The organism is Bacillus sp. FSL K6-6540, from assembly GCF_038007545.1.
In genome coordinates this window covers 6,477,501-6,492,858 of sequence record NZ_JBBOXH010000001.1, presented here as the reverse complement: position 1 = coordinate 6,492,858, position 15,358 = coordinate 6,477,501, and the positions used below count along the sequence as shown (strand labels likewise).

Here is a 15,358-nt window from a genome sequence, read left to right as displayed (position 1 = left end):
AATGATCATTTGTAAATCCGAAACGGAACTGAGCTTGATGAGAGAAGCAGGAAGGATCGTGGCGGAATGCCACAAACTCCTTGCCGCTCATGTTGAACCGGGCATTACGACCGGGGAACTGGACCTGATGGCCGACAAGTTCATTCGAAGCCAAGGCGCTGTGCCATCTTTTAAAGGCTACAACGGATTTCCTTCCAGCATTTGCGCATCAGTCAACGAAGAATTGGTGCATGGATTTCCAGGCAAACGCAAATTGATCGAGGGCGATATCGTTACGTTTGATATCGGCGCGCAATACCAGGGTTACCATGGTGACTCGGCATGGACCTACGCTGTAGGAGAAATTTCCGAAGAGGCCCAGCGTTTGCTGGACGTTACGGAAGGATCGCTCTATGCTGGACTTGCGCTAGTCAAACCCGATGTCCGCTTGTTTACAATCTCTCATGCCATTCAGCGTCATATCGAGGATGCAGGTTTCTCTGTCGTCCGGGAGTACGTTGGTCATGGCGTGGGTACCGATCTGCATGAGGATCCGCAAATTCCGAACTATGGCATCCCTGACCGCGGACCAAGACTCAAACCGGGCATGGTGCTCGCGATTGAGCCGATGGTCAATGCCGGGAAACGGCATGTCAAGACGCTGGAAGACAACTGGACGGTTGTAACGGTTGACGGCTCACTATGTGCTCACTTCGAGCATACGGTAGCAGTCACGCCGGATGGCATGGAAATTTTGACGAAGCTGCCGGAATAGGGTGATGACATTGAATCATGAAATCACGCTACAACCCGGTCAGATTGTTAAGATACTGAAGGGCAGAGATGCCGGACAGTATGCCGTTATCGTTTCGATTGAGGACAGCAGGTTCGTGTGGATCGCGGATGGGGACAAACGCAAGTTTGACGGGGCCAAGAAGAAGAATGTTCTTCATCTTGAACCTCAATCCTACATTAGCAGTGAAGTGGTAAACAGTTTGCAAGAAAGCGGTCGGGTTACAAACGGTAAACTGCGTTTCGCACTTGGCCAATTTGTATCCGATAAATCCAAGGCAGATCAGAAAGGAGACTAACTGTGGCTAAAGAAGATGTCATTGAAGTCGAAGGAACGGTCATCGAGCCGTTGCCGAATGCTACCTTTAAAGTCGAGCTGGAGAATGGTCACCAGATTCTCGCTCATGTTTCCGGAAAGCTGCGGATGCACTTTATCCGTATCCTTACAGGAGACAAAGTGGTTGTTCAACTCTCGCCGTACGATTTAACCAAAGGTCGTATCACGTACCGTAAATAGATTCAAGGTTCCCCCGGGGAATCAAGGAAAGCTGCGAAGCGGTTTTACTGACGTAAAACTCAGCAGCGGTAACAAACTACTTTAGTTTCGAAGCTGGTTTTACAACGTAAAACTTGGAGGAGGTAATTAGCATGAAGGTAAGACCTTCTGTAAAGCCTATTTGCGAAAAATGCAAAGTCATTCGCCGCAAAGGGAACGTAATGGTTATCTGTGAAAATCCGAAACACAAACAAAAACAAGGTTAAAGAAGGGGGTGTAGCGTAAAATGGCTCGTATAGCTGGTGTGGATTTGCCACGTGACAAACGCGTTGAGATCGCCTTGACTTACATTTTCGGAATCGGTAAAACGACTTCCCAGAAAGTATTGAAAGAAACTGGAATCAATGCAGACACTCGTGTCCGTGATTTGACAGAAGATGAAGTCAGCAAATTGCGCGAAACGATCGATGGTATGGTTAAGGTAGAAGGTGACCTGCGTCGTGAAATTTCCTTAAATATTAAACGTCTTACGGAGATCGGCTGCTACCGCGGTATTCGTCACCGTCGTGGATTGCCTGTTCGTGGTCAACGTACTAAAACGAATGCTCGTACACGTAAAGGTCCTCGTCGTACCGTAGCGAACAAGAAGAAATAAGAAAGGGGGATAATAGACAATGGCTAAACCAAAAAAAGTCGTACGTACTAAACGTCGTGACCGCAAAAATATTGAAAGTGGCGTGGCTCATATCCGCTCCACGTTCAACAATACCATCGTAACGATTACGGATCCTCACGGAAACGCGATTTCTTGGGCAAGCTCCGGCGGCCTTGGATTTAAAGGTTCCCGTAAGTCGACCCCGTTCGCTGCGCAAATGGCTGCTGAAACAGCTGCCAAAGCGGCTATGGAACACGGTATGAAAGCGGTGGAAGTCATGGTTAAAGGTCCTGGTGCTGGTCGTGAAGCAGCAATTCGTTCCCTGCAAGCAGCAGGTCTCGAAGTGAACCTGATCAAAGACGTAACACCAATTCCACATAACGGATGCCGCCCACCAAAACGTCGTCGCGTATAATGAAGTCATCCTGTTAATGTGGTATAAATCCGTTGCAATCTGCTAATAATGGTTGTTTAGGCATACTACTACATGGATTACTGGATAAGATGACAGTTTCATATAGGAGCGACGTTTGAAGGAGGGGTACTTGCGTGATTGAAATCGAAAAGCCGAAAATTGAGACCGTTGATGTCAATGAAGAAGGAACCTATGGGAAATTCGTTGTTGAGCCTCTAGAGAGAGGATATGGCACGACGCTGGGGAACTCGCTTCGCCGCATCTTGTTATCCTCACTCCCGGGTGCAGCCGTCACATCGATTCAAATCGATGGCGTGCTTCATGAATTCTCCACGATTCCGGGTGTCATGGAAGACGTGACCGAGGTCATCCTGAACCTGAAAGCTTTGTCTCTGAAAATTCATTCCGATGAAGAGAAAGTGTTCGAGATTGATGCGGAGGGTGAAGGGGTTGTTACTGCTGGTGACATCCGTGCGGATAGTGATGTGGAGATTCTGAATCCGGATCTTCATATTGCGACGCTGGGCCCTGGTGCAAGACTTCATATGCGTATTTTTGCCAGTCGCGGTCGTGGCTATGTCCAGGCGGATCGGAACAAACGCGATGACCAGCCTATCGGCGTCATTCCCGTCGATTCGATCTACACTCCGATTAGCCGTGTTAACTACGGCGTGGAAAATACGCGTGTTGGCCAAGTAACCAACTACGACAAACTGACGCTTGAAATTTGGACGGATGGCAGCATCCGCCCAGAAGAAGCCGTTAGTCTCGGCGCGAAAATCTTGACTGAGCATCTGTTCCTCTTCGTGGGTCTGACCGACGAAGCGAAGGATGCGGAGATCATGGTCGAGAAAGAAGAAGACAAGAAAGAAAAAGTGCTTGAAATGACGATCGAAGAGCTGGATCTTTCCGTTCGTTCCTACAACTGCTTGAAACGTGCCGGCATTAATACGGTACAAGAGCTGACTACGAAAACCGAAGAGGATATGATGAAAGTCCGGAACCTCGGACGCAAATCCTTGGAGGAAGTTCAAGAGAAGCTCGAAGAGTTGGGCCTGGGACTTCGTACGGAAGAATAGCAGATTCGGCTTAGCTTAGCAAAGGAGGGAAAAACACATGGCATACCAAAAGTTGGGCCGCGATTCCAGTGCGCGTAAAGCGTTGTTCCGTGACCTGGTAACCGACCTTTTCTTATATGAGCGTATTCAAACGACTGAAGCCAAAGCGAAAGAAGTTCGTTCGATCGCTGAGAGACTGATCACAAAAGCAAAAAAAGGTGATCTGCACGCTCGTCGTCAAGTAGCTGCATTCGTGCGTCGTGAAACAGTTGACGGTGAACAAGATGCAATCCAAAAATTGTTCTCCGAAATCGCTCCTCGCTACGTAGAGCGTCCAGGCGGATACACGCGTATCCTGAAACTGGGTCCTCGTCGTGGTGACGCAGCTCCAATGGTTTATTTGGAACTGGTAGATCGCGCGTAATTTCGTTTTGTTCCATTGAAGTGACTGAAGTTATGTATGCCCGGCTCTTCAGATGTTTATTCTAGGAGCCATGAACGGGAAGTGGTGCGAGATATAGTCGATCATTTGGTTCGACTCGTCTCGACTACTCCATGGGCTACGATAACGGGGACCTTCTAGTCATGTGGCTGACTCGAAGGGTTCGGCTTAACATGATGAAAAGGAGCTCCTATGGGGCTCTTTTTTTGATAGATATGGAACTCATGAGTTATCAGCGATGCTGATGAGATTCTAAATCGCAAGTTTCGTTGCGGAATCATTCGATGAAAGCACGCAGGAGGCAAGCAATGCGTAATCTTCTGATGAAGGTCAGTTACGACGGTACCGATTATAACGGCTTTCAGACCCAGCCCGGTGGCCACACGATTCAGGACTATTTGGAGGAAGCCATTCGCCGCTTGTCCGGAGAGCAGCTCAAGATTACGGCTTCCGGCCGGACAGATGCCGGGGTGCATGCCCGCGCCCAGGTATTTAATTTTTACACGGCTTCCCCCATTCCCGTGGAGCGTTGGTGCATGGCATTAAACACTTGGCTGCCGGAAGATATCGTGGTTTCGGATGCAATGGAGGTACCGATGGAATTCCATTCCCGCCATGCAGCGAAACGCAAAACCTATCGTTTTACCATCAATGCGAATCAATATCCGGATCTCTTCAACCGGCGGTACCAGATCCATCATCATGGAAAACTGGATATCGCAGCGATGGAGCAGGGACTTTCTCATCTGATCGGAACGCATGACTTTACAACGTTTGCGTCACGAAAGTCGACGAAGCCGTCCCATGTCCGTACGATTTTTGATGCTTGGATCGAGAAGGATACATCCATGTGCCGCCCAGGCACCAGAGATCAAGGAATCATTCATACGTTCATATCCGGGAACGGGTTTCTGCAGCACATGGTCCGGATCATTATGGGAACGTTGATTGAGGTAGGGGAAGGCAAGCGTCATCCGGATGATATGAAGGTCATATTGGAAGCCCAAAATCGGGCGGCAGCCGGTCCCACAGCGATGGGCAAGGGCTTGATGTTATGGGAAGTGGATTACGATATCGCCAGCCACGAGAAGCTGCAATGACTGACGCGGTACGTACCACGCAGACGGCTATTCCCCAAAGAACCGGAAAGCATTCGGGATGCGTTTGGCGGCTTGTTTGAATCAAACCGCAGGGTGTAAGGTAGAAAAGCAAAAAACACTTGCGGAAGTGGGCGTAATCCTGTATTATATAAGTTGTGTTTTCTTAACGGCTCTCCCACAGCCCCGGTTAAGAGAATGCCAATAGCAAGACAGCATCACCATGAAAATGCTTTACACATGAACGAAGATAAATGATGAAAATTAATGATGATTTTCGGACGAATACAAGGAGGAACTATACATGCGTACCACCTATATGGCGAAGCCAAATGAAGTTGAGCGCAAATGGTACATCGTTGATGCCGAAGGCAAAACGCTTGGCCGTTTGGCAAGTGAAGTTGCGGCTCTGATCCGCGGCAAACATAAGCCTCAATTCACTCCACATGTTGACACAGGGGATTTCGTGGTTGTTATCAACGCCGAGAAAATCCACCTCACTGGCAAAAAGATGGAGAACAAGAAATATTATCGTCACTCCCTGCATCCAGGTGGATTGAAAGTAACTTCAGCTCAAGACCTGATTGCTAAATTCCCAGAGCGTGTAATCGAAAGCGCGGTTCACGGCATGCTTCCTAAAACTCGCATGGGCGAGAAAATGAAGCTGAGACTGAAAGCATACGCAGGCACGGCACATCCACATGAAGCACAAAAACCAGAAGTTTACGAACTTCGCGGTTAATTAAAAAGGAGGACAGTTTCATGGCACAAGTACAATACTATGGGACAGGTCGTCGTAAACACTCGGTAGCACGTGTACGCCTCGTACCGGGTGAAGGACGCATTGTCATCAATAAACGTGATATCAATGAATATTTCGGTTTGGAAACACTCAAACTGATCGTTAAACAACCTTTGAATCTGACAGAAACACTGGGCAAATATGACGTGCTTGTCATCGCTCACGGTGGCGGCATCTCCGGTCAAGCTGGAGCAATCCGTCACGGTATCTCCCGTGCTCTTCTGAAAGCAGATCCTGAATTCCGTCCTTCTCTGAAAAGAGCTGGATTCCTGACTCGCGACCCTCGTATGAAAGAACGTAAGAAATACGGTCTTAAAGCAGCTCGTCGCGCGCCTCAGTTCTCCAAACGTTAATATTCGATTTACCAAGCCCTTGGCCATTATGGTCAAGGGCTTTTTTGTGGTGTCTGAAAGCATAATTCTCGAAGCATAGGTCTCCCGGTTATCGCAATACACCGTCCTCTGCACGAAGTCTGTCTACTGAATATTAAGTGGACAAGACGTTTGTAGTCAGGTTGTCCACAAAGATATGCACATCATGGTGAGCACATTTGGAATACGTTCGCGTGTTTTGGGGCATGTTGTTCACATCATGTGCACAGGTTGAGGATAGAAAGAATGAAGCTGGCTTCCGAGCATGATCATCTGACATCGTTAACCACTTGACTTCATATGTAAATAGAGATATATTATTAATTGCAAATTAATTAAGCACTTAAATAATTAATATTTAATCATTAATTAGATAAGTAATTTCTTGGAGCAGTAAGGGGTGATATGGTTGGATCGCAATGAAGAGATTTTTAAGGTGTCGTCGATGTTTCGGGCGCTGCTGAAGAACATTTCTCAAGAATGGAACAAGTCGAGCGCCGGGAAATACAATTTAAGTTTCCCTCAATTTCAGGTGCTGTATGTATTAAAGATGAGAGGACCTCTTAAGGTCTCGGAGCTTGCTGAAGTTTTGTCTTTGACGCCGCCGGCTATAACCGGACTGACGGATAAATTGGTTGCAGAAGGATATCTGCAGAAAGAACGCGCCGAGGATGACCGCAGAGTTGTCAACATCACGCTCTTGGAACCGGGGCTTGAGATCATTAAGAAAGTGAAGAAGGATCAAAAAGAAATGATCCAGGGATTTTTTGACTTCCTCTCTGAGGAAGACATTCAGCATTTAAGAAGAATCTTCTCCTTGATGCTGTCAAACATAGATAAAGACAATCACAACGGGTAGAGGTGGAGCATGGAGCATTTAACGCTTAAACGTAAAGTTTCGATTATGATCGCGATCATGGCTGCGATGTTCTTCGCAGCCATTAACCAGACGATAACAAGCACCGCGATGCCGCGGATTATCGCCATTCTTGATGGCATGGATTATTACACATGGACCATCAACATTTATTTGTTAACATCAACGATCGCAACCATACTGGTTGGCAAGCTGTCCGATATGTTCGGACGTAAGCCGTTTATCTTGATAGGTATATTATTTTTCATGTTAGGAGCTTTCCTGACGGGTACTTCAACAGACGTGTATCAGTTTATCATTTATCGCGGTATTCAAGGTATCGGTGCCGGCATTATCCAGTCAACGGCATTTATGTCGGTCGGGGACTTATTCCCGCCGCGGGAACGTGGTAAATGGATGGGCCTGATGACGGCGGTATTCGGTTTTTCCAGTGTCCTTGGCCCTACGCTAGGCGGATACCTGGTCGATAACATTGAATGGCGTTGGTTATTCTGGATCTTCCTGCCGCTGGGTGTAGTAGCCTTTATTATGATATGGACGTTGTTTCCGAAGGTTGAACGCAAACCTGGCCAATCCATTGACTATCTGGGCTCCCTGTTCCTTACAACGTCCATCGTTCCTTTACTGCTGGCCTTTTCTTGGGCAGGTACGGAATATGCTTGGGGATCACCTCAGATTATTGGTCTCATCGCAGCTTCAGTCGTATCAGCTTTAATCTTTATCTTGGTAGAGATGAAGGCGAAGGAACCGGTATTGCCACTTAGTTTGTTCAAAAATAGTGTCGTTACGGTTTCTAATCTGATTGGATTTTTTATGAACTTTGGTTTGATGGGTGCCATGATTTATATTTCCTTCTATGTTCAAGGTGTGCTTGGCATCTCACCAACCTATGCGGGTTATGTAACCATACCCATGTCGATTTTCATGATGGGTACGAGTGCTATAGCAGGTCAACTCATTGCTAAGAGCGGAAAGTACAAACGGTACGCACTTCTTGGAGTTCCAATTATGATGGTCGGTATGGGCATTATGGTGTTTATGGACAACATATGGCTTACTGTCGTTAGTACCATTATTTTCGGTATCGGTCTTGGTTTGGGTATGCCGGTATTCTCGCTGGCTACGCAGAATGCCGTACCCCACAATGAGCTCGGTGTAGCAACGGCTTCATCTCAATTGTTCCGTAATCTCGGCGGTACAATCGGGATTGCGGTTATGGGAACGGTTATGTCGAACAATCTGACGAAGAATTTGAAGGAAGCACTTCAGTCGACTAATGCACCGGATTTTAGCTCGGTGGATCCGCAGCTAGCCCAGCAGATGTTGTCCTTCGCTAATCCGCAGACACTGATGAATAAACCGCTGATCGAGCAAACGCAGGCAAGTCTTCCTGCTGATGTACAGCCTTTGTTCGCGCAAATGATCGACAGTATCCGCGATGCACTTGGAAATACATTGTCCATGGTGTTCCTCACAGGTACGTTAGTCCTCGTAGTCGCGTTGCTGCTCGTATTCTTCTTGAAGGAAATTCCGCTGCGAACGACGAATCAGGCATCCGCTCCCAAATCCGAGGACTCGGAAGGGAAAAGTGCTGGCGCTGGTACTAGAGCTAAAGAGGTATCGGTGGCAACTACAGACTAAGATTGGCATTTGTCAAAATGTTTGGAAATCGAAGAGAAAGAAGACCCTTTCTGCTTGCGCAGGAAGGGTTTTTTCGTTTTTCTTGGTATCGATTTGATGGTTGACATTTATTAGGAATGTTTTATACTGTATTTAATTCATATTATTTCAGTAGGATTATCGGGATTAATATCGGGGGAGGCATCCAATCATGAATTTGCTGGAGAAAGAAGATCTGATCAGAGTGCAAGCTGAAGAGCTTGAGCACGCATCGGCTGAGGAAGTCATCGAATTTGCTATCAAGACGTTTCCTAACATAACGTTTGCTTGCAGCTTTGGAGCAGAAGATGTGGTATTGGTCGATATGATTCAGAAGATCAGTCCGTCGACGGATATTTTTTATCTGGATACCGACTTTCATTTCAAGGAGACATATGAAACGCGGGATCGTATGGCAGAACGTTATGGCCTGGAATTTGTGCGCGTATCTCCGCTCATCACGCCGGAAGAGCAAGCGGCTCAGCATGGCGAAGCATTATGGAGCGTCAGCCCGAACGAATGCTGCAACATCCGCAAGGTAGAGCCGTTGACCCGGATTCTGTCTCAATACGAGGCTTGGATCACAGGCATACGAAGAGATCAAGCCCCTACCCGGGCGAACTCGAAGAAGATTGAATATGATACCAAGTTTGGTTTGGTGAAGTTCAATCCGATCGCGGGCTGGACGAGTGAGGATGTGTGGAATTACATCCGCACGAACGAGATCATCTACAACCCGCTGCATGATCAGAATTATCCGAGCATTGGCTGCGAATACTGCACGCGGCAGGTCATGCCGGGAGAAGATCCACGTGCAGGACGCTGGTCCGGGCATGAGAAGACGGAGTGCGGGCTTCATAAATAAACAGATAAGAACCACTTGCCTTATCACAGTTGCAGCATAAGAAGGAGGAATTATTCATGACAGCCATACTCCCTCATGGCGGTACGCTGGTACAGCGGGTAGCCCAAGGAGAAGAACGTGAAGCTTTGTTGAAGCAGGTTGACACCTTTCATAAGATCCCTGTAAACGCCTGGAGCATTTCGGACTTGGATCTAATCGGGGTCGGAGCATTTTCGCCATTGCAGGGATTTCTGAACGAGCAGGACTACAAATCCGTCGTTTCCAATATGCGTTTATCTGACGGAACGGTGTGGAGCATACCGGTCACGCTGGCCGTAGATGAAGACACGGCGGCGAAGCTCGTAGTCGGCGAGAAGGCGGCGCTTGTAGGAGAAGAAGATGGCGTCGTTTATGGCGTCATCGATGTCGAGAGTGTCTACCAGGTCGATCAGCAAGTCGAGGCTGTACAAGTATTCAAGACCGATGATCCGGAGCATCCAGGCGTGAAAAAGCTTTTGGAACGACCTGCGACGTATGTTGGAGGTCCGATTCAAGTATTGAATCGTCCGCAACCGGAACGGTTTGGCGAGTTTTATTTTGATCCGGCAGAAACACGCGCACATTTTAAAGCCAAGGGCTGGAATACGGTTGTCGGCTTTCAGACCCGAAATCCGGTCCACCGTGCACATGAGTACATTCAGAAAAGCGCAATGGAAATCGTAGATGCGCTATTCCTCAATCCGCTCGTGGGAGAGACCAAATCGGATGACGTTCCTGCCAACGTGCGGATGAAGAGCTACCTGACCTTGCTGGAGAACTATTACCCCGCGGATCGTACCTTCCTGGGTGTATTTCCGGCTGCCATGCGATATGCAGGCCCAAGGGAAGCCATATTCCATGCCATGGTTCGTAAAAATTATGGATGCACTCATTTTATCGTGGGCCGGGATCACGCCGGAGTCGGCGACTACTACGGCACTTATGAGGCACAGGAAATTTTCAAGAATTTCACTGCGGAAGAGTTAGGCATTACCCCGCTGTTCTTCGAGCACAGCTTCTTCTGCACAACATGCGGAAACATGGCCTCGAGCAAAACATGCCCGCACCCTAAGGAGGACCATCTGACCTTGTCGGGAACGAAGGTTCGCGGCTTGCTTCGCGAGGGACATTGCCCGCCGCCGGAATTTACGCGCCCGGAAGTTGCGCAAGTACTGATCGAAGGCATGAAAGAGCAGATCACGGTATAACAAAGGCATAAATAACCACCTTGTCCCATATGATGGAGTAGAACAACTCATGGGACGAGGTGGTTTTGTTATGTCCAGGCGGAGAACGGACAAGGTTACGGTATGGATATCGTTGAAGAGAATCAAACAAACCCTGATTGGTGCCGTACTACTGGCACTGCTCATTATCGTAGTGACGTACGAAATCCCCTCTGCCAAAACGTCCAATACCTGGAGCCTGCCGCTTGCCGGCAAAGTCATTGCCCTTGATGCAGGCCATGGCGGGCCAGACGGGGGAGCAGTAAGCCGCCAAGGCGTCATAGAGAAAGATGTAAACCTGGCCATCACCTTGTATCTACGTGATTACTTGCAGCAGGCAGGCGCGCTTGTCATTATGACAAGAGAAGGAGACTACGACCTGGCGGCGGAAAGCACCAAGGGATATTCCAAGCGGAAAACGGAAGATCTCAAACAACGCGTGCGGATGATTGAGGACAGCAAGGCCGACCTGTTTATCAGCATGCATCTGAACAGCATTCCGTCCAATCGGTGGAGAGGCGCGCAGACCTTTTTCCCGCCGAATAACGAGGACAGCAAGAAACTTGCCGAATTGATCCAAGCTGAAATTAGGCATAACCTGGAGAATACGCAGCGTCTGGCCAAAACGGACGACAAGATATATTTGCTCCGAGCCCTGCGCATGCCATCCGCCCTGGTCGAGGTCGGTTTCTTGTCCCACCCGCAGGAATCCGAATTGCTTCGGGACGAGAAATACCAGAGGAAGGTCGCAGCTTCCGTGTATAACGGCATTTTGCGGTATACCTCCGGAGAGTCCATCAGCGAGTCGTCACAAGCTGCAGAGTAATGGTATAATAGACACGAATATCGAAACATTGTCTATTCCATTACATAGAGCAGAGGTGCTTATATGCTGACTAGAGAAACGGTACAGGAGATACTCCAGCCTTTACGTGATCCCGAAACCGGGAAGAGCCTGATGGAACTCCAGCGTATTCGAGATATTGTAGTCAAGGAACGCACGGTTCGACTATCCGTGACGTACAGCAGCGAAGATGTACGCGCTTCCCTGGAAGCGCAGATCAGAGAAATTCTGGAGGCGATGGGGGCAGAGGATATTCATATCCGCATGCGTCCCCTGGACAATGCCTCAAACCAAGCGAACCGCGAGGAAGCCAACGATCGCGACAAGCTGACAAAAGGGCATGCTGCCGGCATGGAGCAGAATACGCTTCTAAGCGAACAATCCGGCGTTCATTTCATTGCGATCGCAAGCGGCAAAGGCGGCGTCGGCAAATCCACCGTTACGGTGAATTTAGCCGCGGCTTTGGCCCGACAAGGGAAGAGGGTCGGTCTGATCGACGCGGATATTTACGGATTCAGCGTGCCGGACATGATGGGTATTGAGGAAGGGCCCTCCGTAACCGAAGACGGCGTCATTCACCCGGTTGAGCGCTTTGGCGTCAAGGTCATGTCGATGGGCTTCTTCATCCGTGAGAACAGTCCGGTGATTTGGCGCGGACCGATGCTTGGCAAAATGCTGCGTCAATTTTTCACCGATGTCGCTTGGGGGGATTTGGACTACATGCTGCTTGATCTGCCGCCAGGAACCGGTGACGTGGCGCTGGACGTGCATCAAATGATTCCGCAGAGCAAAGAGATCATCGTAACCACCCCGCATGCTACGGCGGCGTTTGTTGCCGCCAGAGCGGGTGCGATGGCCTTGCAGACCGATCATGAAATTCTGGGCGTCGTCGAGAACATGTCCTATTATGTCTGCTCCCATGGCGGAGAGAAGGATTATGTGTTCGGTCGTGGAGGCGGAGGCAAGCTTGCCGAGACGCTTCATACGGAGCTTCTCGCGCAGCTTCCGTTGGGGGCCCCGGATAATCACCCTTCGGAGCCGGATTTCTCGCCATCGGTTTATAAACCGGGGACCGAGAACGCAGCGATTTACGAAGAGATCGCCTCACGAATCGCGGCTAAGCTTGAAGGATCCGTTTAAGACCAACTCATAATATGACGAAACAAGCTCCCTCTGCAGGGAGCTTGTTCTATTTTTCGGAATGGATGCTTTAACCGCCGCCGCCATCGCCGCCGCCTTCTTCACCGCCGCCACTTTCGCTGCCGCCTTCACCGCCGCCACCACCTTGCTCTTCTTGGCCTTGTCCCTCGCCTTGTTTTTTCTTTTCCACTTTAGGCTGAAGTTCATCTTTCACGACCGTTTTGAGCAGTTCCAGAACCTCCATGCGGAACAGCGGATTTTGCATAGCTTCCTGCATCACGGTCATGGACTGTTTGCGGTAGTCCGGCGTATTGGTCAATTCAAGAAACGATTTCATCACATCCGGTGATTTTAACATATCCTGAATAGCCTTTTGATACGTAGGGTCCTTGATCAGCTGCATATGCAGCTGCTTGCTCTCGGAATTAATGGCTTTGGCAAAATCGCCGGCGAATTGCGGATCGGTCATGATCTTCTCAATTTCCTTCTTATATTCATCCGATACCAGCGTATCCTTAACAGCCATCCGAATTTGATCGCCAGATTGGGCGGACATCATCCGCATTCCCATTGAGCCTCCGCTGCCTGAGGAACCGCCGGATCCGCCGCCTAGCGCTTCTTCCACCGCTTTTTTGCCTTCGTCGGTTTTCAGAATGTCGACCACCATAGACTTGATTTCTTTATAGCCAAGCTGCGGGGACGAGCTTTGTTCTACGCCACAAGCGGTAAGCACCATGGCAGCAACGAAGACGATAATACATAAACGAAATAACGGCCACTTCATTACCGTTGTCCTCCTTTTTTCGCAAGAAAAATCCTTCTGCATGCGGTCTGTCTTTTCGTGAAAGTAAGTTGATTGTCATTTTTCTTACGGGTCTTCGCATAGTATGCGATGGATTTGCAGAAATATGTCGGATTCAGAATGGTTTTTTATTGTGAACGTTGGTAAAATAATGATCTGTGGGGGTGGAAGTTAGTTGAGCTTACGTAAGTGGTCCAAATTGTTTTTGAAAACGCTGCTCGTCGGGGCAGTGGCGGCATTGATCGTAGGTCTGATCCTGCAGTTGTTTAATGGCGCTATCGAGTTCACGGGAATGGCCGATTTATTGATATACCCGCTGATTTTGTTAGGCTCTGGGGCGCTGGTGAGCGTATACTCCCAGATGGGCTTTTTTGCATACCTGACGTTAAATTATATGGGGATTGGCATATTCCGAAGAAAGACTTGGCAATACATTCAGATTGTGTTGGCTGTACTGGCATTGCTGGAGCTGATGTTCTTCCGTACGTTTGTCGGCGGATCCACCAGCCTGCAGCAGGATTTGATTTTGGGTATCTCCATACTGGTCATTGCCATTGTCGTTGCTTACCTCAAAGTAAAGAGCACAAATGCCAACGCATGGATCCCGACGCTGTTCTTCATGATGGCCATTTCCATCGTAGAGATTATCGGCGTGCTGCAAATCGGAGTGAGCAACGCCACGATTTTTATGGTTGTACCGTTGCTGATCTGTAATGCATACCAGATTCTGACGCTTCATAAAGTTACACAAGACGAAAAAAAGAGCTAACGCCTTAGCTCTTTTTTTGTTAAGCATTATTTAATGTTAAGGGTCTTCATGAGTCATAGCCCGCCTGCGTCTTCGATGCTCTTCTGCAATGAAGCGTGATCGCGGACCTCGGTGCCTTGGGTGCTGCCCTGTTGAAGCAGATCGGTGACCGTGACGAACTCGTAGCCTTGATTGCGAAGTTCCTTGATGATGAGAGGCAGCGCTTCATGGGTTTGCTTCACCGAATCGCTGGCGTGCATCAGCACGATATCTCCCGGATGGGCTTTGGAGACGACGCGATCGACGATTTTCTCGACGCCGATGTTCTTCCAATCCCTGGAGTCGGTATCCCACTGGATCACCGTGTAGTTCAGGCTTTGGGCGATGCTGAGGACTCTTTTGTCAAAATCCCCGTTCGGCATCCGTATCAATTTGGGTTCTTGTCCGGTCATTGCGGTTAAAATAGTGTGTGCCGAAGAAATCTGCTTGCGTATTTCCTCGTCGGTGAGCGTGCTGTAATTATCGTGCTTGAAGCCGTGGCTCCCGATTTCATATCCGCTTTCCTTGATGGCATTCACGATATCGGGATGCGTTTTGCTCCATGGCGCAGACAGGAAGAAGGTTGCCTTTTGAACTCCATTGTCCTTTAAAGCCTGTAAAATGGGCTCTGCGCGTTTTTCGCCCCAGCTGATGTCAAAGGTCAACGCAATCTGTTTCTTGTCCGTAGACACGCTGTAAATCGCTGACGGGTTGTCCTCGGAGAAGACCGAGATGTTGTCACTCTCCACATAAATAACGCCGATTGCAAAGATCGCCGCGGCAAGAACGAAGAAAAACCGCTTAATCTTTCTGCCGTTGAATACATAAAAAGAATTCATAATACGTGCGCCCCTCTCCCTTCAGTGTGCAATAGCTTGTTTACTTTCAACATATGCTCGTACTTGCGAGTTATACCAATTTAGGAGGTTCTCGAATGTTACGTTTTAGCATTTTTCTTAGAGATTTAAGATCCATCCGGAAGGCATTGCTCTTGGCGGCCGTTCTATTCATAGCCGGAATCGCAGCGGGAGCA

General features: G+C 48.7%; 21 protein-coding genes (1 of these 21 running past the window's edge). 19 read left to right on the top strand and 2 right to left on the bottom strand.

Features of this window, described 5'->3' with window-relative positions; translation table 11 throughout:
- Position 1 precedes the first annotated feature (1 nt).
- The 17 genes from map to MHH82_RS29250 all read left to right on the top strand — a co-directional run bounded on the left by map (position 2) and on the right by MHH82_RS29250 (position 12,736).
- The gene (gene map, locus MHH82_RS29330) at positions 2–754 is read left to right on the top strand and encodes a type I methionyl aminopeptidase (protein ID WP_015737621.1); all 753 of its coding nucleotides are present in this window, start codon (positions 2–4) and stop codon (positions 752–754) included.
- A gap of 4 nt (positions 755–758) precedes the next feature.
- Positions 759–1,070 (top strand): KOW domain-containing RNA-binding protein, encoded by a 312-nt coding sequence (locus MHH82_RS29325; protein ID WP_015737620.1) that lies wholly within the window; start codon positions 759–761, stop codon positions 1,068–1,070.
- 2 nt (positions 1,071–1,072) lie between these two features.
- On the top strand, positions 1,073–1,288 hold the full coding sequence (gene infA, locus MHH82_RS29320) for a translation initiation factor IF-1 (protein ID WP_006212898.1): 216 nt from the start codon (positions 1,073–1,075) through the stop codon (positions 1,286–1,288).
- Positions 1,289–1,419: 131 nt separating this feature from the next.
- Complete coding sequence (gene rpmJ, locus MHH82_RS29315) at positions 1,420–1,533, top strand: 50S ribosomal protein L36 (protein WP_003333770.1); 114 nt, start codon at positions 1,420–1,422, stop codon at positions 1,531–1,533.
- Between the two features lie 20 nt (positions 1,534–1,553).
- Complete coding sequence (rpsM, locus tag MHH82_RS29310) at positions 1,554–1,922, top strand: 30S ribosomal protein S13 (protein ID WP_006212897.1); 369 nt, start codon at positions 1,554–1,556, stop codon at positions 1,920–1,922.
- A 19-nt stretch (positions 1,923–1,941) separates the two neighbouring features.
- Positions 1,942–2,337 carry a 30S ribosomal protein S11 gene (gene rpsK / locus MHH82_RS29305; RefSeq protein WP_009589209.1) on the top strand — a complete coding sequence of 132 codons (396 nt, stop codon included), beginning with the start codon at positions 1,942–1,944 and terminating at the stop codon, positions 2,335–2,337.
- Between the two features lie 134 nt (positions 2,338–2,471).
- Complete coding sequence (locus MHH82_RS29300; protein ID WP_006212895.1) at positions 2,472–3,416, top strand: DNA-directed RNA polymerase subunit alpha; 945 nt, start codon at positions 2,472–2,474, stop codon at positions 3,414–3,416.
- A 37-nt stretch (positions 3,417–3,453) separates the two neighbouring features.
- Positions 3,454–3,819: a 50S ribosomal protein L17 gene (gene rplQ / locus MHH82_RS29295; RefSeq protein WP_009589203.1), complete on the top strand. Its 366-nt coding sequence runs from the start codon at positions 3,454–3,456 to the stop codon at positions 3,817–3,819.
- A 326-nt stretch (positions 3,820–4,145) separates the two neighbouring features.
- Positions 4,146–4,937 carry a tRNA pseudouridine(38-40) synthase TruA gene (gene truA / locus MHH82_RS29290; RefSeq protein ID WP_145041125.1) on the top strand — a complete coding sequence of 264 codons (792 nt, stop codon included), beginning with the start codon at positions 4,146–4,148 and terminating at the stop codon, positions 4,935–4,937.
- A 301-nt stretch (positions 4,938–5,238) separates the two neighbouring features.
- Positions 5,239–5,676, top strand: a complete 438-nt coding sequence (rplM, locus tag MHH82_RS29285) for a 50S ribosomal protein L13 (RefSeq protein WP_009589234.1) — start codon at positions 5,239–5,241, stop codon at positions 5,674–5,676.
- Positions 5,677–5,696: 20 nt separating this feature from the next.
- Entirely contained in the window at positions 5,697–6,089 is a 393-nt protein-coding gene (gene rpsI, locus MHH82_RS29280) for a 30S ribosomal protein S9 (RefSeq protein ID WP_006212891.1), read from the top strand.
- 427 nt (positions 6,090–6,516) lie between these two features.
- Positions 6,517–6,966 (top strand): MarR family winged helix-turn-helix transcriptional regulator, encoded by a 450-nt coding sequence (locus MHH82_RS29275; RefSeq protein WP_041622270.1) that lies wholly within the window; start codon positions 6,517–6,519, stop codon positions 6,964–6,966.
- Between the two features lie 9 nt (positions 6,967–6,975).
- Positions 6,976–8,625: an MDR family MFS transporter gene (locus tag MHH82_RS29270; RefSeq protein WP_015737618.1), complete on the top strand. Its 1,650-nt coding sequence runs from the start codon at positions 6,976–6,978 to the stop codon at positions 8,623–8,625.
- Positions 8,626–8,815: 190 nt separating this feature from the next.
- Positions 8,816–9,508 carry a phosphoadenylyl-sulfate reductase gene (locus tag MHH82_RS29265; RefSeq protein ID WP_015737617.1) on the top strand — a complete coding sequence of 231 codons (693 nt, stop codon included), beginning with the start codon at positions 8,816–8,818 and terminating at the stop codon, positions 9,506–9,508.
- A gap of 56 nt (positions 9,509–9,564) precedes the next feature.
- The gene (gene sat / locus MHH82_RS29260) at positions 9,565–10,734 is read left to right on the top strand and encodes a sulfate adenylyltransferase (protein WP_145041127.1); all 1,170 of its coding nucleotides are present in this window, start codon (positions 9,565–9,567) and stop codon (positions 10,732–10,734) included.
- 70 nt (positions 10,735–10,804) lie between these two features.
- A complete protein-coding gene (cwlD, locus tag MHH82_RS29255) occupies positions 10,805–11,578 on the top strand; it encodes an N-acetylmuramoyl-L-alanine amidase CwlD (RefSeq protein WP_145041129.1) in 774 nt (257 codons plus the stop codon).
- Between the two features lie 63 nt (positions 11,579–11,641).
- Positions 11,642–12,736 carry an Mrp/NBP35 family ATP-binding protein gene (locus MHH82_RS29250; RefSeq protein WP_145041131.1) on the top strand — a complete coding sequence of 365 codons (1,095 nt, stop codon included), beginning with the start codon at positions 11,642–11,644 and terminating at the stop codon, positions 12,734–12,736.
- A 70-nt stretch (positions 12,737–12,806) separates the two neighbouring features.
- Here MHH82_RS29250 and gerD read toward each other — a convergent pair whose 3' ends face one another.
- A complete protein-coding gene (gene gerD, locus MHH82_RS29245) occupies positions 12,807–13,520 on the bottom strand; it encodes a spore germination lipoprotein GerD (RefSeq protein WP_145041133.1) in 714 nt (237 codons plus the stop codon).
- A gap of 193 nt (positions 13,521–13,713) precedes the next feature.
- Between gerD and MHH82_RS29240 the strand changes: the two genes are divergently transcribed.
- Positions 13,714–14,307, top strand: a complete 594-nt coding sequence (locus tag MHH82_RS29240; protein ID WP_015737612.1) for a KinB-signaling pathway activation protein — start codon at positions 13,714–13,716, stop codon at positions 14,305–14,307.
- A gap of 53 nt (positions 14,308–14,360) precedes the next feature.
- On the opposite strand, the gene pdaB is transcribed toward MHH82_RS29240, so the two are convergent.
- Complete coding sequence (gene pdaB / locus MHH82_RS29235; protein WP_009589226.1) at positions 14,361–15,164, bottom strand: polysaccharide deacetylase family sporulation protein PdaB; 804 nt, start codon at positions 15,162–15,164, stop codon at positions 14,361–14,363.
- A gap of 95 nt (positions 15,165–15,259) precedes the next feature.
- Here pdaB and MHH82_RS29230 point away from each other — a divergent pair, with 95 nt between their 5' ends.
- Positions 15,260–15,358, top strand: the 5' portion of a protein-coding gene (locus MHH82_RS29230; protein WP_009589220.1) for a stage II sporulation protein M. Its footprint extends 510 nt past the window's final position; only the first 99 of its 609 coding nucleotides appear in the window; the start codon lies at positions 15,260–15,262; its stop codon lies beyond the right edge, outside the window.